General features: G+C 65.0%; 17 protein-coding genes. 3 read left to right on the top strand and 14 right to left on the bottom strand.

What is annotated here, in order from left to right; translation table 11 throughout:
* Positions 1 to 69: 69 nt before the first annotated feature.
* From addA to A3AU_RS0116530, 11 genes are all read right to left on the bottom strand, one after another.
* On the bottom strand, positions 70 to 3,582 hold the full coding sequence (gene addA, locus A3AU_RS0116475) for a double-strand break repair helicase AddA (protein WP_027053831.1): 3,513 nt from the start codon (positions 3,580 to 3,582) through the stop codon (positions 70 to 72).
* Complete coding sequence (addB, locus tag A3AU_RS0116480) at positions 3,579 to 6,713, bottom strand: double-strand break repair protein AddB (RefSeq protein WP_027053832.1); 3,135 nt, start codon at positions 6,711 to 6,713, stop codon at positions 3,579 to 3,581. Before addB ends, addA begins: the two co-directional genes overlap by 4 nt.
* Positions 6,710 to 7,435: a nucleotidyltransferase family protein gene (locus A3AU_RS0116485; protein ID WP_027053833.1), complete on the bottom strand. Its 726-nt coding sequence runs from the start codon at positions 7,433 to 7,435 to the stop codon at positions 6,710 to 6,712. Before A3AU_RS0116485 ends, addB begins: the two co-directional genes overlap by 4 nt.
* Positions 7,432 to 8,943 carry a tRNA (adenosine(37)-N6)-threonylcarbamoyltransferase complex ATPase subunit type 1 TsaE gene (gene tsaE, locus A3AU_RS0116490; protein WP_027053834.1) on the bottom strand — a complete coding sequence of 504 codons (1,512 nt, stop codon included), beginning with the start codon at positions 8,941 to 8,943 and terminating at the stop codon, positions 7,432 to 7,434. The genes A3AU_RS0116485 and tsaE overlap by 4 nt, the downstream gene beginning before the upstream one ends.
* Positions 8,944 to 8,951: 8 nt before the next feature.
* Positions 8,952 to 11,507 carry a sensor histidine kinase gene (locus tag A3AU_RS0116495; protein WP_027053835.1) on the bottom strand — a complete coding sequence of 852 codons (2,556 nt, stop codon included), beginning with the start codon at positions 11,505 to 11,507 and terminating at the stop codon, positions 8,952 to 8,954.
* Positions 11,508 to 11,706: 199 nt separating this feature from the next.
* Positions 11,707 to 13,107 (bottom strand): adenosylhomocysteinase, encoded by a 1,401-nt coding sequence (gene ahcY / locus A3AU_RS0116500; protein ID WP_027053836.1) that lies wholly within the window; start codon positions 13,105 to 13,107, stop codon positions 11,707 to 11,709.
* A 180-nt stretch (positions 13,108 to 13,287) separates the two neighbouring features.
* Entirely contained in the window at positions 13,288 to 13,584 is a 297-nt protein-coding gene (locus tag A3AU_RS0116505; protein WP_027053837.1) for an HPr family phosphocarrier protein, read from the bottom strand.
* Positions 13,581 to 13,982, bottom strand: a complete 402-nt coding sequence (locus A3AU_RS0116510; RefSeq protein ID WP_027032585.1) for a PTS sugar transporter subunit IIA — start codon at positions 13,980 to 13,982, stop codon at positions 13,581 to 13,583. The genes A3AU_RS0116505 and A3AU_RS0116510 overlap by 4 nt, the downstream gene beginning before the upstream one ends.
* A 165-nt stretch (positions 13,983 to 14,147) precedes the next feature.
* Positions 14,148 to 14,609, bottom strand: a complete 462-nt coding sequence (locus A3AU_RS0116520; protein ID WP_027053838.1) for an HPr kinase/phosphorylase — start codon at positions 14,607 to 14,609, stop codon at positions 14,148 to 14,150.
* A 19-nt stretch (positions 14,610 to 14,628) separates the two neighbouring features.
* Entirely contained in the window at positions 14,629 to 16,413 is a 1,785-nt protein-coding gene (locus tag A3AU_RS0116525) for a sensor histidine kinase (protein WP_027053839.1), read from the bottom strand.
* Positions 16,414 to 16,494: 81 nt separating this feature from the next.
* Complete coding sequence (locus tag A3AU_RS0116530; protein WP_081294191.1) at positions 16,495 to 17,196, bottom strand: response regulator transcription factor; 702 nt, start codon at positions 17,194 to 17,196, stop codon at positions 16,495 to 16,497.
* Positions 17,197 to 17,538: 342 nt separating this feature from the next.
* Here A3AU_RS0116530 and A3AU_RS0116535 point away from each other — a divergent pair, with 342 nt between their 5' ends.
* The 3 genes from A3AU_RS0116535 to A3AU_RS0116545 all read left to right on the top strand — a co-directional run bounded on the left by A3AU_RS0116535 (position 17,539) and on the right by A3AU_RS0116545 (position 20,404).
* Positions 17,539 to 19,164 (top strand): phosphoenolpyruvate carboxykinase, encoded by a 1,626-nt coding sequence (locus tag A3AU_RS0116535; protein WP_027053841.1) that lies wholly within the window; start codon positions 17,539 to 17,541, stop codon positions 19,162 to 19,164.
* Between the two features lie 97 nt (positions 19,165 to 19,261).
* Positions 19,262 to 19,699, top strand: coding sequence for an alternative ribosome rescue aminoacyl-tRNA hydrolase ArfB (gene arfB, locus A3AU_RS0116540; protein ID WP_027053842.1), 438 nt, complete (start codon positions 19,262 to 19,264; stop codon positions 19,697 to 19,699).
* Between the two features lie 87 nt (positions 19,700 to 19,786).
* On the top strand, positions 19,787 to 20,404 hold the full coding sequence (locus A3AU_RS0116545; RefSeq protein ID WP_027053843.1) for an alpha-ketoglutarate-dependent dioxygenase AlkB family protein: 618 nt from the start codon (positions 19,787 to 19,789) through the stop codon (positions 20,402 to 20,404).
* A 10-nt stretch (positions 20,405 to 20,414) separates the two neighbouring features.
* On the opposite strand, the gene A3AU_RS0116550 is transcribed toward A3AU_RS0116545, so the two are convergent.
* The 3 genes from A3AU_RS0116550 to A3AU_RS0116560 form a co-directional block, all read right to left on the bottom strand.
* Positions 20,415 to 21,938, bottom strand: a complete 1,524-nt coding sequence (locus A3AU_RS0116550) for a hypothetical protein (protein ID WP_027053844.1) — start codon at positions 21,936 to 21,938, stop codon at positions 20,415 to 20,417.
* Positions 21,939 to 22,389: 451 nt separating this feature from the next.
* The gene (locus A3AU_RS0116555; RefSeq protein ID WP_032917518.1) at positions 22,390 to 23,859 is read right to left on the bottom strand and encodes a nucleotidyltransferase family protein; all 1,470 of its coding nucleotides are present in this window, start codon (positions 23,857 to 23,859) and stop codon (positions 22,390 to 22,392) included.
* Complete coding sequence (locus A3AU_RS0116560; RefSeq protein ID WP_027053846.1) at positions 23,859 to 24,536, bottom strand: glycosyltransferase family 2 protein; 678 nt, start codon at positions 24,534 to 24,536, stop codon at positions 23,859 to 23,861. The genes A3AU_RS0116555 and A3AU_RS0116560 overlap by 1 nt, the downstream gene beginning before the upstream one ends.

Below are 24,536 nucleotides of genomic sequence, written 5' to 3' on the forward strand. Positions count from 1 at the left end.
GTCCTTTCGAGAGTTCTGTGTCGCACCAAATGTGGTGGTTGTCGCGCCCTTCTTCAAGCAGGTCTTGTGTCACGCTCCCGTGAGTCGGGCAAGGGCGTCATCCATGGCCCTGGCCGGCAGTTCGATCAGCCTTGGTGCTTCCGTGAACAGCAGGACCGCCTTGATCTCGCGCCCGGGATAGAGCGGCTGCAGCAGGGCGCGATAGAGCGCGAGCTGCAGCAGATAGGCCGGCGGAACCTCCGCCAAAGAGCCGGGCGCGGGCCGGTTGGTCTTGTAGTCGACGATGGAAACAGTGTCGGCTGTCACCGCCAGCCGGTCGATCTTGCCGGAAATCGAGCGCCTTTTGCCCCTGACCTCCAGGCTGCCCATGATCGCGACTTCCGCGCGTGACGATGGCGCGAACAGCTGGCCGAGGCGCGGGTCGGCGAGAATGGCGATGACCGATGCCAAGGCCCTTTCCCGCTCTGACGGCGGCCATTCGGCGCCCGTTCGCGCGAGGTAACGCTCGGCCGCACTCCGGCGCTCGTCCTCGGCAATGCCGGGCAGCATCTGCAGCAATTTGTGCAAGGCGAGCCCGCGCAGCACGGCAAAACCCGGCTCGGCGTCGGCGTCCAGCACCGGCGAAGCCTTGTCGACCACCGCTTCCTTGCCTTCGTCGATCAGCGCCGAAGCGCCGGACGGCGATAGCGGCCGCGGCAGATCCTCGAAGGGCGGCAGGGGTTGGAACAGGGTCGCCGGCAATGGCCCGAAAGCATCGGCCTGCCGCGCCTGTTCACTGGCGCCTGGCGCCACGGGCGGTAGCTTGGTCACATGGAAACGGTGCACCGGTTCGCCACCGGCGGGATGCGGACGCTGTTCGCTTTCCGGCGCGCCGATCAGTGCGCGGCTGACGATCGAATGCCAGGTGCCGGTGTTCGGCGCCCGCTTGCCGTGATAGCCGGAGACGATCAGCCGGTCCTCGGCACGGGTCATGCCAACGTAAAGCAAGCGGCGGTATTCGTCGTCGGCCAGTTCCCTTGCCCGCGCGGCTGCTGCCTTCGAAAAGCCGTTGGCGACGTCGCTGGCCGAACGCCAGAGATAGCCCTTGCCGTCCCAATGCCGGCCCGAGCTGGCGAAAGGCATCAGGCGCGGCAGATGCTGGTCGCTGAACGGGGCGGAGCCGCCGTCGACCAGGAACACCACGGGCGCTTCCAGGCCCTTGGCGGCGTGCACGGTCATGACGCGCACTTCGTCGCGGGTCTGGTCCATCTCGCGCTTGATCTCTGGCCCGGCATTTTCCAGCGTCGACAGGAAGGCTTCCAGCCCCGGCAGGCCGGTTCGCTCCTCGGCAAGGCAGAAGCTGAGGAACTCGTCGAGAATGTCACCGGCTTCCGGCCCAAGCCGGGCGATCATCTTGCGCCGGACGCGATCACGCGCCAGCAGGCCGGCATAGAACTCGAACACCGGCTTGAAGGCCGCCTCATCGGCCCAGAGGTCAAGCTGGGCCACGACCTTGGCGAGGGCTTCGTCGTCGGTGGCATGCTGGCGCAGCGACGCGGCCAGCGATACGCCGGGCGGCCTCTGCGCGGCAAGCGTGAACAGCGTCTCCTCCGGCAGGTCGAAGATCGGGCTGCGCAGCACGGCGGCGAGCGACAGATCGTCCTGTGGCTGGATCAAGAGATGGCCGAGCGCGATCAAATCCTTGACCGCGATATGGCCGGGCAGGCTCAAACGATCGGCACCGGCGACCGGAATGTCGCGGCGTTTCAAGGCGCGCGTCAGCGCATGGACAAAGCTGTCGCGCTTGCGCACCAGCACCAGCACATCGCCCGGCCGCAGCCGTTTGCCGCGGCCCTCGATGATCTCGCCCTTGCCGATCCAGCCGGCAATGGCCGTCGCCACATTCTCGGCAACGCGCACCGCCGGTGCATGGGCGTGGTCGATGGCCTGCGTCCAGTCGTCGGGCTCATCGACGACATCGGCACCGATCGACGGCCAGACCTCGACATAGCCCGGCGCATCGGTGCGGATCGCCTTGTGGCTCAGCGGATCGGGATCATGGCTGATGCCGCGCCGCACGGTCGGGTCGGCAAAGACGCGGTCGACGGCGGCCAGCACGTCGTCGGTCGAGCGGAACGACCAGGTCAGCTTGAGGTCGGCAAAGGACGCCTCGGCGTCGCGCACGCGTCCGGCAAACAGCAGCCGGCTGTCCGTGAAGGAGTCCGGGGCAGCCCCCTGGAAGGAATAGATCGACTGTTTCTCGTCGCCGACGGCGAAGACCGTCCGGTGAACCCGCTCGCGTGCGCCAAAACCGGCGAAAAATTCCTCCGCCAGCCGCTTCACCACCTCCCATTGATCGGGACTGGTGTCCTGCGCCTCGTCGAGCAGGATGTGGTCGATGCCCTGGTCGAGCTTGTACTGCACCCAGGGGCCGGCATCGGGTCGTGCCAGGAGGTTGACCGTGCGGGTGATCAGATCATTGAAGTCGAGAAAGCCGCGGCTGCGCTTCAACACTTCGTAGCGGGCGATCAGCCAGTCGGCGATGGTGAGTGCCGCGCGCGTGCCTTCCAGCATGCGGAACAGCGCCAGCCGGTCGACGGTTTCGATGATGGCGTTGGCGGCCGAGAGATAGCGTTCGGCCAGATCCGGCAGCCGGTCGGTCAGCGCCTTCTTGAAGGCTTTTGCCGGATCATAGGGATCGCCATCGGTCTTGAGGAAGGCTCGTGCGAGCAGTTGCAGCCGGCGAACGGCATCGCTCTCGGCGAAAGCCTGCCGCGCATAGGGCAGGATGTTGTTCAGCACCGATCTGGCGTCAGTGGATTCGGCGGCCTGGGCGAAGCCGGCGAAATAATCCGGCAGGAAGCCGGGCAGTGGCCACACCGATGCCGCCAGGCCCTCGGCGGTCTGGCCGGGGTGGAAATGGAATTCATCGAACAGCGGCTGGAAGCCGTCACCCCCGACGGCATCGAGGAACTGGCGCAAGCCGTCACGCTTGCGCACGATCTCGCCGAGCAGCGCGTCGAGCCCGGCTTCGCCGCCGCGCTCCAGCACGGTAGCGAAGGCGTCGGCCAGATCAGCGTTGCCGGCCGCCGTGCCGGAGATCATCTCGCGGCGCGCGGCGGCGAAAAGCGACGCCTCCATCTGGCCGTCGAGCATCTCGAAATGGGCGGGGATATTGGCTTCCAGCGGGAACTGGTGGAGCACGGATTCGCAGAAGGCATGGATGGTCTGGATCTTCAGCCCGCCTGGCGTCTCCAGCGCCTCGGCGAACAGCCGCCGCGCCCGGCGCATGGTGTCACGGTCCGGCCGCCGGCCTTCGAGCGCCTCGATCTTCTCCGCCAGTTCGGCGTCGCCGAGAACCGTCCAGTCCGACAGCGTGGAAAAGACCCGGTTCGACATGTTGGCGGCGGCGGCCCGCGTATAGGTCAGGCACAGGATCTTCGACGGGTCGGTGCCGTTGAGCAGCAGCCGGATGACACGCTGGGCCAGCACATGGGTCTTGCCGGAGCCGGCATTGGCCGACACCCAGGCTGAATTCCGAGGATCGGCGGCGCGAGCCTGGCTGTTGGCAGTATCGCTCGGGATCGGATAGGCCTTCTTCATGCCTCCCCTCCCTCATCACCGGCATCGCCGCCGGCTGACCATTCGAGCACGCGGGCGAGATGGTCGTAGTCACCGTCGGTCTCGCCTTCGCGAAACGGCAAAGCGCGCGACAGGTAGCCGGTCTGCGGGTCGCTATAGTGGACGAGCAACTTTTCCAGCCGGGCCCAGGCCTCTTCGGCAAGGTCGGCGGCGGTCCTTGGCTGGCGGTTGTGCTCGAGAATGGACTCCTCGAACACCTCGCCATTCGGCTTCAATCGCACGAAGGCCAGCTGCGATGGTTCGCGCGCGCCCAAATCCTTGAAGGCGCCGCGCCTCAGCAGCGCGCCTTCCAGCGCCAGTTGCGGCGCCAGCAGCGTGTGCGCCTGCGCCTTGGAGGGCGAGGAGCCGGTCTTGTAGTCCAGTATGTCGGCCATGCCGCCGGCCAGCAGGTCGACGCGGTCGGCATAACCGGACAGCGTCACGCCGGACTGGCCGACCGGGGTCTTGCCGGCACGTTCCTCGGCATGGCGCCGGGTCACCGCGTCGGCACGCGTGCGCTCCCATTCGACGATGTTGGCGGCGAGTTTCTCGAAGCGCGGCCACCACACCGCCTCGACGTCGGCCGGAAGCGCGGCCTCGCCAAAGCAGGCGCGGCCGGCGGCGACGAGGCCGGCCAGCGCATCGGCCGCGCGCGGATCGGCGACGCGCAACGAGAACAGATGCAGGATGGCGTGGAACAGCGTGCCGCGTTCGGCGGCACCGGGATCGCGGATCAGCGGATCGAGTGGCATCAGGCCGAGAATCCGTCTCGCATAGACCGCATAGGGATCGCGGCGCAACGTCTCGATCTCGGTGACCGAGAAATGCGTTGGGCGCACCGCCAATGGCGGCTTCGGCTGCGGCCTTGGCGCGAAATCCTGCTTCGGGCCGGTATCGAGCGCGCGGGCCCAGGCCAGCAACTCGTCGCCGCGCCGGCGCAGAGCCGATGCCTGGTCGTTGCCGATGAAGGTGAGCAGGCGCTGCAGCCAGCGTGACGGCACGGCGGGTGCGTCGCCGGCGCGGGCCGAGCGGGCCAGCACCACTTGTCTCGCGCCCATGGCCATCTGGAAATCATGCGCGGCAAGGCCGATGCGTCGTTCGGGCGGTTCGAGATCGATGCCGGTCTTCATCAGCCGCGACATGAAGCGGTCGCTCTCCGGTTTGCGCGGCCACACACCTTCGTTGAGCCCGCCAATGATCAGCGTGTCGACATCCTGCAGCCGCGCTTCCAGCGCGCCCCAGATGGCGATGTTCCTGTCGGTGCCTTGTGCCGGCTTGACCGTTTCGGGCGCGATCAGGGCGTCCATTACATCGGGCCACTCATCCGCGCCGAACGACAGCGAGGCCGAAGCCGCCACCAGCCCGCGCAGCAGTTCCGCGAGCTTCTCGCCGGCGTCGCCGGCATAAAGGTCGCCCAGGCCGCCATCAGCGGAACGGCCGAGATTTTCCAGGGCGACGACGCTGGCTTTGACCAGTGCGGCAAGGTCGGCACCCGCCTGGCCGCGAAACGCCGAAAGCGGCGCCAGCGCTTCTGTCAGGTGTGCGAGAAGGTTCCTCGCATCCTCTATGGAGCGCACGGTCAGCCGGGAAAACCAGAAGGGCGGACGGCTGTCGCCGCCCAGGTCGGTGAGGCGGGCCTCGAACAAGTCCGGCAGCGAAACGATGTCCGGGCGGCCGGTGCCGCCACGCAGGGCCACCAGTTCGACCAGTTCCGCCGCATGGCGCACGGCAGCGCGCTCCAGGCCGAGGCTGAGCAGCGGATGCTTGAGCAGCGACAGGAGGCCGACAGGGTCGCCTGGCCGGAACACGGCCTCGAGCGCCAGCCGCAGCAGGCTGGCCGCCGGGCTGTTGGCGAGCGGCGTGCCGCCGGAATCGTCGGCGACGACGCCAAAGCGCTGGAGCTCGACCGACACGCGCCGCGCCAGCGCCCGGTCGCCGGTGACGAGAGCCGCCCTCTGGCCGGGCTCTTCCACGGCCCGCTTGAGCGCGACGGCGATGGCGACGGCCTCATCGCGTTCGCTGGCCGCTTCGAGCAGCGTCACGTCGGCAAAGGCGCCGGCAATGTCGGGCGCCGAAAACCCGTTGCGCGTTTCGGCCCATAGCTCGGTGGTCTCGGCCGGCCGCAGCGCTTCGCCGACAAGGGCGGCGCGGCGCGCCAGCCGTGGTTCGGCCACGCCGATTTCCTCGACATCGTCGCGCAGCACGCCGATCTTGCCGATCAGCCTGGCCAGGCCATATTGCGGGTGGCCAAGCACGGCCGGCCGTGCGCCGGGTGCCACGAGCGCCTGGAAAGAGGCTTCGTCAAGCGTCCGGTCGAGACCGGGCAGCACGATGGCGCCGCCAGGCAGACGGGCGATCGCGGCAAGCAGCTCGGCCGTTGCCGGGATGGAGCCGGTCGAGCCGGCGGCGATCACCGGTCCGGCCGGGGGATTGCGTCGCAATCGCGCCGCCTCGGAGCGGATCAGCGCGCTGCGATGCGCGGCCGGGTTGGAGCGGTCGCTCTCGCTCAGGAATTTTGGCCAGGCATCGGTGACGATGCCGAGGAATTCGAGCGTCACCTGCCACCATCCGGCAAGGTTGCCAGTCACCAGGCCCTCAAGCTTCGCCCAGTCGGTGCCTTCGGTCTCGATTTCGTCCATCAGTCCGGCAAGATCGCGTGCCAGCCAGATCGCGTCGGCCGTGGAGGCGGGGATTACGATCTCCTCCGCGAAAAGCTTCGCGACGTGCTCCGGCAACCGGCGTTTCCACGCCCGCACCAGCGGCGTCAGCAGCAACAGCCGTTCGGTCGCCGAGATCGGCGGCGCGAGATCGATCGCCGCCGATGGCTCGGCGTCGAACGCCGCCTCGTCCTCGTCGAACTCGCCGAGCGGGCGGATAACCGGCAAGATCGCCGAACCGCCGCCGCCGCGTTTCTTCAAGCTGTCGACGAAGACGCCGCGCAAGGCACGCGCGGCACGGCGCGTCGGCACATAGATGGTGACGTCGGCCAGGGCGAGCGGATCGCCATCGAAGCGAAAGTGTGGAATCAGACGGCCGGCAAGCAGCGCCTCGGCCAGCGTCGGCAGGAACGGCGCACCGGGGGGGATGGAGAAAACGCGGCTTGGGCCGCTCATTGCGACTCGGTTAAAGCGCCGGCGACGGCTTCTTCCGCCAGCGCAATGGCATCGGGCGTGCCGACAGTGATCCAGTGGCCGTGCATCGGCATGCCGTACAGCCGGCCGGCTGCAATGGCCTTGTCGAAGTAAGCGTTGAGCGAGTGCGGCTCGGCAGGTGCATCCCTGAACAGGCGCGGATGGATGATCGCCGCGCCGGCGTAGATCAGGCCGGCGGGATCGCCTTTTGAACGCCGCAAGGCACCGTCCGGCGCCACCAGGAAATCGGTGCTGCCACAGTGTCCTGTCGCCTGATGGAGATCAGCCAGCATCAGCAGAATATCCATTTTCGCCGCGTCCCACGCAAGGGCAAGCCGCCCGAGATTGAGTGGACCGTGGTCGATCCAGAACGTGTCGGCGTTGAGGATGTAGAACGGCCCTTGCCCCAACTCGGGCAGCGCCTTGACGATGCCGCCGGCGGAATCGAGCAGCCGGTCGCTCTCGTCGGAAATGACGATCTTCGGTGCCCGACGCGCCGCGACGTGGGCGATGATCTGTTCTGGAAAATAATGGACGTTGACCACGGCCTTGGCGACGCCGGCGGCGGCCAGGCTGTCGAGGCCCCAGTCGAGCAATGTCTTGCCGGCGATCCGGACCAGCGGCTTGGGGATGGTGTCGGTGATCGGCCGCATGCGCTTGCCGAGCCCGGCGGCAAGGACGATGGCAGTGTCGGGTCTTGTCACAGTATTCGTTCCTCGAGCAGCCCGTGCTCTTGATAGAAATCCCGCAGGCTGGCAAGCGCCGGATGGGACAGCGCCCGGCGCAGATAGTCGCGGATGCGCGGCAGGTGCTGGAGATAATAGGGTTTGCCGTCGCGTTTTTCGAGGCGCACGAAAATGCCGAGGATCTTGGAGTTGCGCTGTGCGGCCATGATTGCATAGGCTTCCCGGAAACCCGCTTCGTCAAAGGCTCCGCCGGCATGGCGCGCCGCGACATAGGCTTCGAGCGTTGCCGTCTCGATCTCGGGCGAGATGGTGACCCGAGCATCCATGGCAAGCGAGGCGACGTCATAGGCTGAAGGCCCGATCAGCGCGTCCTGGAAATCGACGATGCCCAGCCGGTCATGGCCGGCGCGCACGCCACGCCAGATGATGTTGGGCGAATGGAAGTCGCGGAGCATCAGCGTGTATTCGCTGCCCTGCAGCCGGTCGAAAAGCGCGTTCCATTCCCTGGCGTAGCCGGCGCGCAAGGCGTCGCTTGCGGGTTGGCCCGATATCGCCGGCACATACCAGTCGACCAGCAGATCGGCTTCGATCATCATCGCATCGCGGTCGAAGGGCGGCACGTCGTGGAAGCTGCCCGGCCCAGCTTGCAGGCGTTGCGGCCAGCTCTTGCCATGCATCATGGCCAGCAGTTCGGCCGCTGCCGCGTAGCGCTCGCCCACCGGCTCGCCGTCCTTGCCGAGAAATCCTTCTGAGCCGAGATGTTCGAGCAGCAAGAAACCCTGGTCCTGATCCTCGGCATGGATAGTGGGAACGCTGACGCCGCCGGCCTTCAAGGCGTGGTCGATGGCGACGAAGGCCGAGACTGATTGGGCGGTATGGGCGATCACCGCATAGGGCTTGCCGTCCCGCACCGGTGGGCCGAGCGCCAGCCGCGGCGAGTTCATCAGCACGCGCGGCTCGTGGCCGGCGAGCGTAACGATCTCATAGGAGCGGGCGGAGGCGTCGCCGATAAAATGGCGCCGCCGCGCTTCTCCCCAGCCGGCTTCTTCCAGAAAGTCGCGCATGGCCAGCGACCTTGCCGCGCGGTCGACGGCAGCGCCTTGCCCCGACAGCCGCGCCAGCCGGCCATCGCCATGCTGGACGAGTTCGATCGAGAGCGTCGTCTTCGGCAAATAGCCGTCGGCCCGCTCCGGCCATTCGACAAGGGCGGCCCCTTGCGCCAGCGCCTCGTCGAAGCCGAGTTCATCGAGTTCGGCCGCCGAGGACAGGCGGTAGAGGTCGAAATGATGGACCGGAATGCGTGTGTCGTAGCTCTGCACCAGAGTGAAGGTCGGGCTTGGCACGTCGAGGCTGGCATCTTCCGCCAGCGCCCGGATCAGTGCCCGCGCCAGCGTCGATTTGCCGGCGCCGAGATCGCCCTTGAGCGCCAGCACGTCGCCCGCGCGCAGCGCCAGCGCCAGATCTTCGCCGAGCCGCGCCGTCTGGGTCTCGTCGGTGAGCAAACGTTCCAGCAACAGGCCCGTCATCGAGCGCGCTACTCGGCCGCGGCGCGGATGCCCGGCATGTCGGGGAAGGTGCAGATGACGGTCGTGCCCTTGTCCCTGCCGGTTTCGATGCGAACGTGGCCGCCATGCAGTTCGACAAAGCTCTTGACGATAGACAGGCCGAGTCCGGCCCCACGCCGGCGGCCGCCATTGGCACGCGGTTCGAAGCGACGGAACACCGAATCCAGAACATCCGGTGGCATGCCGGGACCATCGTCATGAACGGAGAATTCCACGCCGTCCGCCAGATGGCGGCACGCGAGCCGGATGGTGCTGGCTTCCGGGGCGTAGTTGGCGGCGTTGCTGAGCAGATTGTAGAGGATCTGGCGGATGCGGGTTTCGTCGCCGTGGAACGTCTTCGGCGCGGCAGCGGCATCGACCTCGAGCCGGATCGAGTGCTCCTGCAGCCGGTCGGCAACCAGTTCGGCGGCCGCGGCGATGGTGCGGTCGACATGCACCTCCGAAATGTCGAGCTGCATGATGCCGGCGTCGACGGTCGCGAGGTCGAGTATGTCGTTGACGATTGTCAGCAGCACCGAGGACGAAGAGCTGACATGCTCGACATATTCGCGCTGCTTTTGATTCAGCGGTCCGGTCGTGGGCAATGAAAGCAGTTCGGTGAAACCGATGATGTTGGTTAGCGGCGAACGCAGTTCGTAGGATACGTGCTGGACGAAATCGTTCTTGAGCTGGTCGGACTTTTCCAGCGCTTCGTTCTTGTCCTTCAGCGCGCGTTCAACATTCACGCTGTCGGTGACGTCGACGAAGGTCATCATCACTTGCCCGTTGGGCAGCGGGATCACGGCGTAACGCAGCACGATGCCGTTGTTGAGCTCGGTCTGGCCGTGGCGTTCGCGGCGTTCGTCGTCGAACCCGGTTATCGCGGCGACGAAACCGGGCCAAGGGCTGTCGACCGCTTGCCTGTCGCTAAGATCACGGATCGTCGAGACATGCACATTGGGCTTGGTGGCCTCCGCCGCAAGGCTCCAGAGCGTGGCAAAGGCCGGGTTCGACAGCCGCAGCCGGCCGTCCGGGCCGAACACCGCCACGCCTTCGGCGAGGTTGTCCAGCGTCTCGCCCTGGACGCGCACCGCCGTGCGGTAGCGGCTTTCCAGATCCATCTTCTCGGTCAGGTTCTCGAACACCCAGGTGACGCCGCCCTTGGGCTGAGGGTTGGCGACAACGCGGATGGTCTTGCCGTCGGGCAGATGCCACCAATGTTCCTGTGATTCGACCGCGCGATAGGCGCCGAGCAGGCCTTCCTTCCAGCGACGCCATTCGGGCTGCTCGGCGATCTTGCCCTCGCTGCGCAGCCGGTCGAGCAAAAGCGCGTTGTCGGGCGCGCTGTGCAGGAAGCCGCTGTCCAGGCCCCACAGTTTCTGGAAGGCCTGGTTGAAGAAGCGCAGCTTCTCGTCGGTGTCGAAGATGGCGACGGCGGTGTTGAGCTGGTCGAGCGTGTCGGCGTGGCTGCGCACCGTCCGCTCATATTCGCCGCGAATGGTCTCGATGGCGCTGGTGTCACAGGCAAGGCCGGCCGAACCATCGGCGCCGGCGAAGTCGGTGACCGCGAACACGCGGCGGTCGCCTTCGATCACGGTGGAGAGCGACTGCTCGAAGACCGGGTGCGATTTGTGCTGGGTGGCGATAGCTTCACGCGCCTGGCCGCCCAGAAACTCCTTGGCGTCGCGGACGGCGGCTTCCGCGCTTTCGGCCTCGACCGCGTCGGCATAGGCCCGGTTGACCCATTTCAGGCGTCCGTGCTCATCGCGCAGCCATGCCGGCATCTTCAGCGCCTCCAGCAGGCCGATCATGGTGTCATGGTCGGCGGCCAGCCGCTGATTGTCGATCTTCAGCCGGGCCTGGCTGCGCTGTGTCTCGGAAAGCGATACGAACCGCACCAGGATGTGCGCGGCACTCTTGCGGCCATGCACTTCGAGAGGGGCGCCGGACTGTGATTCGATGACCAGGTCAAAGGGCCTGGCCTTTTCACGCAAGCCGGCGACGGCATGTTCGAGCGCCGCCGCCGAGCGCGGCATCAGCCAGCGGCCGAAAGCGAGGAAAGCCGCCCGCTCCTCCGGCGCGCCGCTTTCGATTGGCAATGTGCCGATGAGTTCGGGCTTCTTGTTTTCCGAAGCCCAGACGACCACGCGCTGGTCGCGCAGATTGAGCAGCGCTTCCGAACGGCGCAGCGCCGCGTTGACGTCGGCGACGCGGCTTCTCAGTTCGACATTCTCCGCCGAGGTACGGCCTCTTTCGCGGATGAGAACGATGGCCGACAGCAATGCCGCGCCGGTCACGCCGACGAACACCGCAAGCTGCATGACTTCGACGGTGCTGATCGACAGGCCGGCTTTGGCCACGGCGGCGGTCTCGGCATGCGCCACCGCGCTTGCCAACGGACCCGCCAGCGCGGAACCGGCCAGGAACAGCCCCGCGCGGGCGCGCCATGAAAGGCGCCCGCCCTGGCTGGTCGAGCCTGTGGTCCCCGAATCGTCATGGCCGCCGGAAACGGCCGATCCCGCTCCGTGCGGGTTTTGCCCCGGCATGTCTTGGTCCTCTCCGCCGCCTGAATGCAAGACCGCCCTGATACGCGCCTCTCTGATCCCCTCTCGGGCCGGAAGCGTCGCGAATCACCTGACAATAAACCCTCGCCGAATCGCCGTGAAGGCGGATCGCGCGCAAAAATAAAGCCGGGCGAAAAGTCAATCGCCCGGCCCCAATATCTGGTAGTAAATTTAGCTTTGGTTAATAGCGGTAGTGTTCCGGCTTGAACGGACCCTGCGGCGTGACACCGATATAGGCGGCCTGCTCACCCGACAGTTCGGTCAGGCGGGCGCCGAGTTTGTCGAGGTGCAGGCGCGCGACCTTCTCGTCGAGATGCTTGGGCAGGACATAGACCTGGTTCTGGTACTGCTCGCCCTTGGTGAACAGTTCGATCTGGGCCAGAACCTGGTTGGTGAAGGAAGCCGACATGACGAAGCTCGGATGGCCGGTGGCGTTGCCGAGATTGAGCAGGCGGCCTTCCGACAGCAGGATCATCCGCTTGCCGTCCGGGAAGGTGATCATGTCGACCTGTGGCTTGACGTTGGTCCACTTGAGATTGCGCAGCGACGCGACCTGGATCTCGTTGTCGAAGTGGCCGATATTGCCGACGATCACCATGTCCTTCATCGACCGCATGTGGTCGAGGGTGACGACGTCCTTGTTGCCGGTGGTGGTGATGACGATGTCGGCGCTCGGCGCCGCGTCTTCCAGCGTGACGACCTCAAAGCCGTCCATCGCCGCCTGCAGGGCGCAGATCGGGTCGACCTCGGTGACCTTGACGCGGGCGCCGGCGCCCTTGAGCGACGCGGACGATCCCTTGCCGACGTCGCCATAGCCGCAGACCACCGCGACCTTGCCGGCCATCATCGTGTCGGTGCCGCGACGGATGCCGTCGACCAGCGATTCCTTGCAGCCATACTTGTTGTCGAACTTCGACTTGGTGACGGAATCGTTGACGTTGATGGCGGGGAAGGGCAGCAGGCCCTTCTTCTGCAGCTGGTAAAGCCGGTTGACGCCGGTGGTCGTCTCTTCGGTGACGCCGCGGATCGCCGCCTTCTGCTTGGTGAAGAAGCCGGGCGAAGCCTTCAGGCGCTTCTTGACCTGCGCATAGAAATATTCCTCTTCCTCGCTCTGCGGGTTGGACAGCACGTCCTCGCCGGCCTCGGCACGGGCGCCGATCAGGATGTACATGGTGGCGTCGCCGCCATCGTCGAGGATCATGTTGGATAGGCCGCCATCGGCCCACTGGAAGATGCGGTCGGTATAATCCCAGTACTGTTCCAAGCTCTCGCCCTTCACGGCGAAGACCGGAATGCCGGATTCGGCGATCGCCGCGGCGGCATGGTCCTGGGTCGAAAAGATGTTGCAGGAGGCCCAGCGGATGTCGGCGCCGAGCGCCTTCAGCGTCTCGATCAACACCGCCGTCTGGATGGTCATGTGCAGCGAGCCGGTGATGCGCGCGCCCTTCAGCGGCTTCTTGGCGCCGAATTCCTCGCGGCAGGCCATCAGGCCCGGCATTTCGGTTTCGGCGATGTCGAGTTCCTTGCGGCCCCAGCCGGCAAGCGAGATGTCGGCGACCACATAATCCTTGCTACCCGTCATGGCAGTGCTCCGTGCGAATTGTTGTGCGTGCGAATGGTTGCGGATGCGCCCGCGCCGGTCGGCGCGTCGAAGGGCGCGAATTGCCGGCCTGACTAGCAGATCGGCATCACGACGACAATGGGATATAAAGAAATCTTTATCCCTGTATGTCTCTCCGGGATGTCTGCAGGGTGCGCGGGATCAGCATTCCTCGCCGAACCGCGACGCGACAAGCTGCTCCAGCGCGTCCATGACCTCGAGCGCCTCCGGCCCGCTAGCGGTGACGCGGATCGAGTAGCCCGGGCTGGCGGCAAGCATCATCAGTCCCATGATCGAGGTGCCGCCGACCTTGACGCCGTCCTTCTCGACATGCACCTCGGCGTTGAAGCCGCTGGCGAGCTGGACGAATTTCGCCGAGGCGCGTGCGTGCAGGCCGCGCTGGTTGATGATCGGAAACTCCCGGATGATCTGGTCCTTTTCCGACGACATCGTATTCATTTGCTGCTCAGAAGCTGGCTGGCGACGTTGATGTATTTGCGGCCGGCGGCCTGCGCCTCGTCAAGTGCCGCCGCCATGTTGTCGCCCTTGCGGATCGAGGACAGCTTGATCAGCATCGGCAGGTTCATGCCGGCGATCACCTCGGTGCGGCCGGACTCCATTACCGAGATGGCGAGGTTCGACGGCGTGCCGCCGAACATGTCGGTCAGCACGATGACGCCCGTGCCGGTGTCGACGCGGGCGACGGCGTCGACGATATCGCGGCGACGCTGTTCCATATCGTCGTCGGCGCCGATCGCCACGGTTTCGAAATTGTCTTGTGGCCCGACGACATGTTCGACGGCATGTCGGAACTCGGTGGCCAGTTGACCGTGCGTTACAAGCACGAGTCCGATCATTCTTTGGTGGCTCCCGTCATCGCCGCTTCACAGGCGCATTTTATGCTCGCCAGCCATTCCAGGCGGCGGGAGCGCTATCTTGTCGACGCGCGGCTCGTTGACAAGCCCAAAATTGCGCGGGCCCATGCCATTTTGACGCATTGCAGCAAAAAACCCCGGGGCGGATTATAGAAAAGGCATGATGGACAGCCGCGCCATCACCGCTGGCAGGGCCGTGGCGGCATTGCGTTCCGCCAGATCGACACGTGGCACCGAGCAGCCAGCAACCGGCTCGCTGATTTCCTCCTGGAAACGGGCCATTTCCGCCTTCGGCACCAGCCGCACATGCAGGTCGATCACGCCGGCCGGCTCGAATGGCAGCGGGCGCGGCATGAACCCAGGCACCTCGGCGAGGCCGGCGATGGTCGCCGGCACGCGGCAGACCAGCCGCCCGGCCTGGGCCGAGGCAAGCAGCCTGTCGTCGCCGATCAGCCGCGAGAACAGTGCGCGCGCCCGGCAATGGTCCAGGAGTGTCAGCGCCAGCGTCGTCTTGCCGGTGCCGGACGGTCCGGTGATGAGCACGCCGCGATCGCCGATCAGGATCGCGGTTCCGTGGATGTTTTCAGGCTGAGAGGCGGGTTCGGACATGGCTATATCAGGGCCAAGGTCAGCCTTCGGCCGGCAGCGTCACGACGAAGCGCGCGCCTTTGATCTCGCCGGGCTTGGTGCCGGGAATGTTCTCGGCGGTCAGCGTGCCGCCATGGGCCTCGACGATCTGCCTGGAGATCGACAGGCCAAGGCCCGAATTCTGGCCGAACGCTTCGCCGGCGGGCCGGTCGGTGTAGAAGCGTTCGAAGATGCGGTCGATATTGTCGGCGCGGATGCCGGGACCATTGTCGTCGACGGTCAGGATGTTGAACTTGCCGGCGCGGGCCAGCGACAGGCTGATATGGCCATGGTCCTCGGGAACGAAGGAGCGCGCATTCTCGATCAGATTGGTGACGACCTGGCCGATGCGCAGATCGTGGCCGACGACGAAATAGCCTTTGACGCCCTGCGGCAGCTTGGCCACCTTGAGTTCGATCTCGACCGCTTTCTTGTTGCGCGTGGTTTCGCGCGACACGGCGACGAGGTCGGTGATGAATTTTTTTAGATCCACCGTGCCAGCGTCTTCGCGCGCGAGCTCGGCGTCGAGACGGGAGGCGTCGGAAATGTCGGTGATCAGCCGGTCGAGCCGCCGGACGTCATGCTGGATGATGTCCATCAGCCGGCTGCGTGAATTGTCGTTCTTGGCCAGCGGCAAGGTTTCCACCGCGCTGCGCAGCGACGTCAGCGGGTTCTTCAACTCATGCGACACGTCGGCGGCGAAGCTCTCGATCGCCTCGATGCGCGCGTAGAGCGCATTGGTCATGTCGCGAACGGCGACCGACAGATTGCCGATCTCGTCCTGGCGGTCGGAAAAGTCAGGGATTTCCTCGCGGTTCTTGACACCGCGCCGGACCCGCACCGCCGCTGCCGACAGCCGGCGCAGCGGATTGGCGATGGTCGACGCCAGAAGCATCGACAGGATGGCGGTGACCAGCGCCGCGATGCCGAACACGCGCAGGATCGCCTTGCGCTCGGCGGCGACGATCTTGTCGATGTCACCGCCTTCGGTCGACAGCATCAGGACGCCGAGAACGGCGCGGAAGCGCTGGATCGGCACCGCCACCGAAACGATCTGCTCGCCCTGTTCAGAAACGCGCACGATGGTCGACGGGCTGCCTGTCAGCGCCTTCACCACTTCCGGAAAAGCCGCGCCATTGCCGCCGGGCTGCTCGTGATAGACAGGCAGGTCGGTGTTGCGAAAGAAGTCGAAGACGAATTTCTGGATACGCTCGACAAGGTCGGGCTGTTCCTCGTCGACCGGCGGCAGGTCGTAGCGCAGGATCTGGCCGCGAGAATAGAGATGGCGCGAATCGAGCAGCAGATTGGCGTCACGGTCATAGATGCGGGCCCGCGTCCGGGTCGGCGAGATCAGCCGTCGCAGCACCGGCGCGACACGTTCGGGATTGATCGGGAAATCGAGATTGTCGAGCTGGTCGGAGCCAGGCCCAAGGCTTTCGCCGGCCTGCAGCTCAAGCAGTTTTTCAGGGTCGATGCTGATCGAATCGGTTTCGACCGTCGCGGACGCGGCGATCGCGCCGGCGATGATCTCGCCCTGCGTCATCAGGCTTTCGACGCGGGCATCGATCAGCCCGTCGCGGAAGGTGTTGAGATAGAGGATGCCGGTGACCAGGACGGCCAGGCCGGCAAGGTTGAGGAACAGGATGCGCCGCGTCAGGCTGGAGAAGATGTGATGGCCGAGGAAGCGGCGCATCGGCACGGTGATCTTCGACACGAAGGACGGCATGATGCGCGACGGCCGCCTGGCAGCGCCCGCCGGTCTTGTTCGCTGTGCTTCCACTGCCATCGAATAGCAGGCCCTGCTTAGTCTTCGGTTCGATGCATGTCGCTATCCCATATGGGATCACTTTGGGCGACATGCATCAGCTTAGGCTTCGCGGAACCGGTATCCGACTCCGTAAAGGGTTTCGATCATCTCGAAGTCGTCGTCGACAGCCTTGAACTTCTTGCGCAGCCGCTTGATGTGGCTGTCGATCGTACGGTCATCGACATAGACCTGCTCATCATAGGCTGAATCCATCAGCGCATCACGGCTTTTCACGACACCGGGACGCTGCGCCAGCGAATGCAGGATCAGGAATTCGGTGACGGTGAGCGTCACCGGTTCGCCCTTCCACGTGCAGGTGTGGCGTTCCTGGTCCATGACGAGTTGTCCGCGCTCGAGCGAGCGCGCCTGCTGGGTGGGCGCCTTCGCCGCCGCCTCGCGGGCGCTGGCACGGCGTAGAACGGCGCGCACCCGCTCGACCAGCAAGCGTTGCGAGAACGGTTTGCGGATGAAATCGTCGGCGCCCATTTTGAGGCCGAACAATTCATCGATCTCATCGTCCTTGGAGGTCAGGAAGATCACCGGCAGATCGGACTTCTGACGCATCCGGCGCAAAAGTTCCATCCCGTCCATGCGCGGCATCTTGATGTCGAGGATGGCAAGATTCGGCGGACGCGCCGCCAGGCCTTCCAGCGCGGACGCACCATCCGTGTAGGTCTCGACGCGATATCCCTCGGATTCGAGGGCGATCGACACCGACGTCAGAATGTTGCGGTCGTCATCGACAAGCGCGATTGTTGCCATTTCAAGCGGCTCCCTCATGAGCTGTCCCTTCTTTCGTAGAGAAGGGGCTTTTGCAGGACAAATTAGGTACAAAATGTGGCATAGGCCTTGTCCGCTGTCACGCGCGGGGTGCCGCAGGCCACAATCCTACCTCGACATGGATTGGACGAACGAACATCGCCAATCCTTTGGGCAACCGTGAAACTTTTCGCATATATAAACGATTTAAACAACTTTCAAAATATTTAAATCGATTAATGATTTGATATCATTCGTCTTTTCTGGTTCTGACCATCTCAGCCTGCGTAGTGGGCTTGCCGGGAACACGCCGGCAAAGATGCGGAAATCGAAGAAGGGACACCAATGTCGGAAGTCGGCAAACGCAATCCTGCCTGCGCGATCGATCATATCGGTCTGATAACCTCCGGCGTGGTGCACTACAATTTCGGCGCGGCCGCCCTTTACGAGGACTCGATCCGGCGTGGCGAGGCCCGGCTGACCGCGCATGGCGCGCTGGTCGCCGAAACCGGCCAGCACACCGGCCGTTCGCCCAAGGACAAGTTCGTCGTCCGCGAAGCCGCCACCGAGAACCATGTCTGGTGGGACAACAACAAGGCGATCTCGCCGGCCCAGTTCGAGACGCTGCTTGGCGATTTCCGCGCCCACGCCGCGCACAAGGATCTTTACGTACAGGATCTGGTCGGCGGCGCCGATGCGGAGCTGAAATTGCCGACCCGCGTGATCACCGAATTTGCCTGGCACTCGCTGTTCATCCGCAACCTGCTCATCCGTCCTGACAATGCCGAACTCCAGGCGTTCGTGCCAGAGATGACGATCATCGACCTGCCGTCCTTCCGCGCCGATCCCGCCCGCCACGGCAGCCGCACCGAAACGGTGATCGCCGTCGATCTCACCCGCAAGATCGTGCTCATCGGCGGCACCTCCTATGCCGGCGAGATGAAGAAGTCGGTGTTCACCATGCTCAATTACCTGCTGCCGCGAAAGGGCGTGATGCCGATGCATTGCTCGGCCAATGAGGGGCCGTCCGGCGACGCTGCCGTCTTCTTCGGCCTTTCCGGAACCGGCAAGACGACGCTGTCGGCCGATCCGTCGCGCACGCTGATCGGCGACGACGAGCACGGTTGGGGACCGCACGGCATCTTCAATTTCGAAGGCGGCTGCTACGCCAAGACGATCAAGCTGTCGGCCGAAGCCGAGCCGGAGATCTTCGCCACCACACAGCGCTTCGGCACCGTGTTGGAAAATGTCGTCCTCGACGCCGACGGCGTGCCGGACTTCAATGATGGTCGCCTCACCGAAAACACGCGCTGCGCCTACCCGCTCGACTTCATTCCCAATGCTTCGAAGAGCGGGCGCGCCAATCATCCAAAAAACATCATCATGCTCACCGCCGACGCCTTCGGCGTGATGCCGCCGATCGCCCGGCTGACCCCGGCGCAGGCGATGTATCATTTCCTCTCCGGATACACGGCCAAGGTCGCCGGGACCGAAAAGGGCGTCACTGAACCCGAGGCGACGTTCTCGACCTGTTTCGGCGCCCCGTTCATGCCGCGCCATCCCAAGGAATACGGCAATCTGCTGCGCGAACTCATCGCTAGCCATGGCGCCGATTGCTGGCTGGTCAACACCGGCTGGACCGGCGGCGCCTACGGCACCGGCAAGCGCATGCCGATCAAGGCGACGCGCGCTCTGCTTGCCGCCGCACTCGATGGGTCGCTGAAGACAGGCGAATTCCGCACCGATGCCAATTTCGGCTTCGAGGTGCCGGTGGCTGTGCCCGGCATCGACGGCGCCATTCTCGATCCGATGATTTTGGACCCCCGGGCGACGTGGGCGGACAAGGCCGCATACGACCGGCAGGCGGCAAGACTGGTCGGCATGTTCGCCGTCAACTTCGAGAAATTCGAGCCGCATGTCGATGCAACCGTCATGGGCGCGGCACCCCGCATGCAGGAAGCGGCGGAGTAATCGCCGGATCGCTCGGCATCATTGCCGCGCGGCACCAGTTAAGGCCCGGTTCCGATCGGGCCTTTTCTTTTTCACGCCGCCGCGCCATGACTGCGGCATGCCGATCGACGACAGCATCATCATTGCGGACGAAGCCGTGATCCACCCGGGCGATCTGCACGAGGATTTCATCCGCTCGTCCGGTCCGGGCGGCCAGAATGTCAACAAGGTGGCGACCGCCGTGCAACTGCGCTTCGATGCGGCCAACGCGGCCGGCCTGTCGGAACGCGTGCGTGCGCGAACGATCAAGCTGGCCGGCCAGCGCGCCACCAAGGACGGCGTCATCGTCATCGAGGCCGGTCGCTTCCGCACCCAGGAACAGAACCGGGCCGATGCCCGGGCAAGGCTGACGGCGTTGGTCGCCAAGGCCGCCGAACCGCCGCCGCCGCCGCGCAAGAAGACCAGGCCTTCGAAAGGCGCGGTCGAGCGGCGCCTGAAGACCAAGGCCGGACGCGGCACCATCAAGAAATTGCGCGGAAAAATCGGCGACGATTGATGCCTGCCACAGCGTTTTCGGGTCGCTGTCAGCGCTTTAACACGGCATTCTTGACGCCCGAAGCAGCAATTGGATTGTCGACAGACCATGCTCGTCCTGCCCAACGGCGTCCGCCACATGCCGGCCTATCTCTCCCGCACTGTTCAGGAGGCGCTGGTCGAGGCGGTGAGAAGCATCGTCCAGCAGGCTCCGCTGTTCGTGCCGGCCATGCCGCGCACCGGCAAGGAGATGAGCGTGCGCATGACCAATTGCGGCCCGCTCGGCTGGGTCACCGACAAGGAGCGAGGCTATCGCTACCAGCCGATGCACCCGCTTACCGGAGAGCCGTGGCCGCCAATCCCTGGGGGCTTGCTGGACCTTTGGCGGCAGGTATCGGGCTATTCGTATCCGCCTGAAGCCTGCCTGATCAATTTCTACACGGCGGACGCCAAGATGGGTCTGCACCAGGATCGCGACGAGGCCGATTTTTCGGCACCCGTCGTCTCCGTGTCGCTAGGCGACGATTGCCTGTTCAGGGTCGGCCAGACGACGCGCGAGGGCGCCACCAAATCGTTCAGGCTGAAGAGCGGCGATGTCGTCGTGCTGGGCGGTGAGGGCCGGCTCGCCTTCCACGGCGTCGACCGCATCTATCCCTCGACCTCGGCGTTGCTGAAGAACGGCGGCAGGATCAATCTGACGCTACGACGGGTGACGAAGCCGGTCTGACGCCCGATACTCATGGCAAGGCGCCAGCACCATTGCGCAGCAGCACCTTGACCGCATCGTCCTCGGCGATCTGGTGGTAATCCTGCATGAAACGGACGATTTCCGACCTGCCAAAAAGCCTTGCCGTCCACAATGTGTCACCTTTCTGCACGACGATCAGCGATGGCTTGGCCGTCTCCAGTTCGGCGAGCTTGCCGTCAATGTAGCGGTTCGCGATTTGCGTATAGCGTTCGGCGCCCGCCTGGTTGCCGTTCCGCGCCTCCACCTGCGAAAAATAGGTGGCGAACGTCCCCAACCAGTCGCTGCAGTAGATCGAGATCCAGCTCCCGCCGACCATTCGTGTCAGCGGATGGCCCGCGGCAATGTCGGAGCCGATCAGCGCGACCGTGGGGTGCTCCACCGCATCATTGATCGTGGCGACGAGCCCCGCATCAGGTTTCTGGGTCGGAAGGAAAGGGATTGCGTTAGCCGCAATGGTAATGGCCAGCAACAGCTTGTGGGCGGTACCCATCGCCATGCCGGACGGGGACTGTCCCGTTGGATCGAGCTGTGTTGCCCGCAGCAACAGCGCCGCGGCCATCAGGCTGAGTGCTGGAAATGCGTGGTAAGGCCAGCCCTTGGCCTGGTAGACGAGCGGCACCGTGGAAGCCAACGAGGCCAGCACGAACACAGTCACGAGCGGCGACAAGGCCAGGCCCGGGCGAAGAAAGCGCAGCATGTAGAGCGCGACTAGATAGGCCGGGCCGTACTTCAGCAGCACTGCCTGAAGAACCCGCAACCGCATATAGGTGTCGGCCAGCACTGGATAAATGATCTCGAGAAATTGCGGATAGAAGTAGAGGACCGCGACGAGATACGCGATGCAGACCAGCCCGATCACCCAGTATTCGATGGCGAAAAGCATCCAGACGGACCGGCGTCGCCATGCCACATAAAGCGCCGGGGCAAGGACCACCAGTGCGTAATAGGGCTTCACCAGCACCAGGACGCTGCCGCAAACACCAGCTAACACCGCCACCAGCAGGCTGGGCGCGCGCCCGCCCGTCGGCGCCGCACGCCAAGCCATCATCACGAGCAACGGCAAAAGCAGGGCAACGCCCAGATGTTCGCGCTCACTGAAGGCGTTACCGGGAAAGATCACCAGCAGCGCCAGGAATAACGGCAGCATCGAGAACAGTGCGCGTTTCTCGGCAAATCCCGCCATCCTGACGATCAGCGCCGCAAAGCCCAGCCCAAGCAGGCATATCGCATAGACATAGACATGGATTACGACCTCTGGCGACAGGCCAAGCGTGTGAGCCAATGCTACTGCCGGCAAGAACATCCAGGGTGTGAAGGGCGGGTTGACCTCGAAGAGATCAACGTAAAGGCGCATGCCGGCGAGCATTCGCTCGCACATCGTGATTGCCCAGCTGGTATCGGGGATCACGCCCCAGCGCACTTGCCAGGGCAAGGCCGCTGCCAGCACCAGCAGGCACAAAACCATTGTCCGACGCTGCTGTTCGCGCTCGGCGAGACCGACTGTGCCGGACAAGCGGTTATGCTGGAAAGCCGTCACCGTGGATTACCCCACGCGCCTGTTTTTCCAATTCGGCGGGCCATCATCGGGAGGCCACCGACAAAGCGGATTGCGAGTTGAGGATGAAGTTCGAGACCGGCACTCGCACCGGCGCCAGGGCCGCTCGCCCGGCAGTGCTCGTGTCGATCAAGTGCTGCCCCCGAAACCAGCTGGAACTCATCTAGAAAACTAGTCGGGATTGCCTAAAGTGCAGTTAATCGCGCAGGCTGCTGTCTGCACGGTTCAGCGGATGTTCTGGATACGGCGCATCTGCCCGTCTCGTAAACATTGCGACAGGCCGAGCGATGCTCGAACACCCGAGTGTTTCTTCAAGCGGGTGGTGGTGCGTATCCCCTGGCCATTTTTCCCAAGCCGGATTTCTCTGGACGCCTGCTTAGCGGATCGGCCGTCGTTTGGGCCTCGGTTTTCAGCGCAACGGCGAAAAAATTGCCGAGATCAGATGAAAGGGCAGTGCGCCATAGGCCGCCACTGTCGCATCATCGTCCCATTGCCGGAATTGCCGGGAAGGTCGCGCCTCCAGCGTCACGGCGCGCCTTTCGCCATCAAGCGTCACCTTGCCGCGAAAATGCAGCACCCGCTCCCCGCCGGACCGGCTGATGGCCATGGCGCGCAGGCGAGCGATATGGTCGTCATCCGCATTTATCTCCATCTCGATGCGGCGGCGGACCGGTGGAACGCTGATCCTGACCGTGATGTCCAGCATCATGTCCCCCGCCGTCCGCGGACAGGGTATGGCCTGCGAGAACACCGATGGCGGCGCCGTTTCCGACGGCCCGTCGCGGGCTGTCCTGCCGCGCCAGGCCTTGGCTGGAGGCTCCTGCCGCAGCCGGCCGCTCTTGCGCCTCAGCCGCAACTGTTTGGCAAGGCCGCGCGACAGCCAGACCAGCCTGCCGAAATCGGTCCGCGGCTTGGCCTGAAGCACCGCCGACCAGCGCGACAGGCCGCCGCGGTCGGCCATGCCAAGCACGCGCGCCAGGACCCTGTCCGGTGTCTGGACGGCTGTTTCAAGCGCCAGATAGGAGAGCGCTACCGCCGCGGCGACGGCAAGGCCGCGCCTGGCGACAACATCGAGGAACACATCCCAGTCGACATCGCCGCCGCGAATAGCCACCGCGCAATCGACCAGCCAGTCGCTATGCGTGTGGGCGTCGAGCCCGCCATGCGCGATGGCAAGCGCGATGCGGTCGACCGGCGACGGCACGAGCACGCTGACGCCGCTGAATTCGGCGCTATCGGCCCGGTGCCAGATGGCCAAATCGTCCTCCTCGCTTCGTTGCGAGCCGTCATAGGCGAGTTGGTGCAGGTCGATGTCGCCAAGATTGCCCTTGAAGAAGTTCATCGAGCGCAGCGACGCCAGCCTTGTCCTAAGATATTGCGGGCTGACGCCGGTGGCGATCTGCCAGTCGCCGTCGCGCAGTACGTCGAAGGCCGTCTTCATGTCCTGCGGCCGCACCAATATGTCGATGTCGTGCGCCACCCTGCCGCGCTGTGCGGAGGCGTTCAAGGCGATGCGGCTGGCACCCTTGATCAGCATCACCCGGCATCCGGCATCCGCCATCGCCTTCAGCGCCGGTTCGGCTTCCCGCATAGCCATGCGCGATTTGGTCCATAGCATCTTCTGCAGGCCGACGAGGCGAGGATAGGCGGAATGGCCGGCGAGCTTGCGGCCGAACCTGTCGGAGATCGCAGCCAGCAGCCGGTGCTCCCGGAACGAGACATGATCGATATCGTTCTCGTCCAGCCAGCGGCCGGCGCAAGTGGCGGCGGCATCCTCGTCGGGAAGAAGTGCTGCCTTGAGCAACTGGTCGAGTCCGCCGGTCGGCCACGACCAGCCATAGTCCGGGAAGCGTCGGTCGATACGGCGGATATCAGCCATCAGCCCGGGCCAGCCTTGTTACGGGCCCGCCGCAACATGGCGAGCCGCGCCACTTCGAGATAGCCACGGTCGCGAGCGGCATCGCGCCCATAGGACAGGCTGCCCGGCCGGATGCGGCGCAGCGCCAGCGCCTCGTCCAGCATGTCGAGGGCAAGGCCCGCCTCGCGTGCCCGGGCGATCCAGTCTATCATTTCGCCGCGGCCGCCCGGAGGATCGACGATTGGTCCGACCGTCTCGGCGACCTCGCGGCGGATCATCATGGTGGTCCGCGACCAGCCAGCCACGGTCTCGGCCTCGGGCGCGTCGGGCCGGTCGTTGCGGAAATTCCGCCAGTGACAGAAGACCCCGGCTGTCGCGGGATATCTCTCGAGATGCGCCAGTTGTCTCTCGATCTTGTCCGGCAGCCAGAGGTCGTCCGCGTCGAGCGTCGCGATGAGCGGCGTCGACAGGGCGGCGAAGCCTCGCATCGTTGCGCTGCCAGGCCCGGCATTTGCCTGGCGCAGCAAGCGCACCGGCAAGTCCGTTCCGCCGGTCGTCGAACCAAGATCGTCGGTCGAACCATCGTCGACAACGATTACCAGTGCCGGGCGAACCGTCTGGGCGGCGACGGATCGCAGCGTCTCGCCGATCGTGCCGCTGGCGTTGAAGGCCGGAATGACGACGCCGTAGTTCCGCAT

Source organism: Mesorhizobium erdmanii USDA 3471, from assembly GCF_000472705.1.
Classification (GTDB): domain Bacteria; phylum Pseudomonadota; class Alphaproteobacteria; order Rhizobiales; family Rhizobiaceae; genus Mesorhizobium; species Mesorhizobium erdmanii.

Coding starts and splice junctions, on each gene's coding strand:
- A3AU_RS0116520 (WP_027053838.1), bottom strand. CDS start 14,609: ATGTCCGAACCCGCCTCTCAGCCTGAAAACATCCACGGAACCGCGATC.
- A3AU_RS0116495 (WP_027053835.1), bottom strand. CDS start 11,507: ATGCCGGGGCAAAACCCGCACGGAGCGGGATCGGCCGTTTCCGGCGGC.
- A3AU_RS0116525 (WP_027053839.1), bottom strand. CDS start 16,413: ATGGCAGTGGAAGCACAGCGAACAAGACCGGCGGGCGCTGCCAGGCGG.
- ahcY (WP_027053836.1), bottom strand. CDS start 13,107: ATGACGGGTAGCAAGGATTATGTGGTCGCCGACATCTCGCTTGCCGGC.
- addB (WP_027053832.1), bottom strand. CDS start 6,713: ATGAGCGGCCCAAGCCGCGTTTTCTCCATCCCCCCCGGTGCGCCGTTC.
- A3AU_RS0116545 (WP_027053843.1), top strand. CDS start 19,787: ATGCTCGTCCTGCCCAACGGCGTCCGCCACATGCCGGCCTATCTCTCC.
- addA (WP_027053831.1), bottom strand. CDS start 3,582: ATGAAGAAGGCCTATCCGATCCCGAGCGATACTGCCAACAGCCAGGCT.
- A3AU_RS0116560 (WP_027053846.1), bottom strand. CDS start 24,536: ATGCGGAACTACGGCGTCGTCATTCCGGCCTTCAACGCCAGCGGCACG.
- tsaE (WP_027053834.1), bottom strand. CDS start 8,943: ATGACGGGCCTGTTGCTGGAACGTTTGCTCACCGACGAGACCCAGACG.
- A3AU_RS0116510 (WP_027032585.1), bottom strand. CDS start 13,982: ATGATCGGACTCGTGCTTGTAACGCACGGTCAACTGGCCACCGAGTTC.
- arfB (WP_027053842.1), top strand. CDS start 19,262: ATGCCGATCGACGACAGCATCATCATTGCGGACGAAGCCGTGATCCAC.
- A3AU_RS0116505 (WP_027053837.1), bottom strand. CDS start 13,584: ATGAATACGATGTCGTCGGAAAAGGACCAGATCATCCGGGAGTTTCCG.
- A3AU_RS0116555 (WP_032917518.1), bottom strand. CDS start 23,859: ATGGCTGATATCCGCCGTATCGACCGACGCTTCCCGGACTATGGCTGG.
- A3AU_RS0116530 (WP_081294191.1), bottom strand. CDS start 17,196: ATGGCAACAATCGCGCTTGTCGATGACGACCGCAACATTCTGACGTCG.
- A3AU_RS0116535 (WP_027053841.1), top strand. CDS start 17,539: ATGTCGGAAGTCGGCAAACGCAATCCTGCCTGCGCGATCGATCATATC.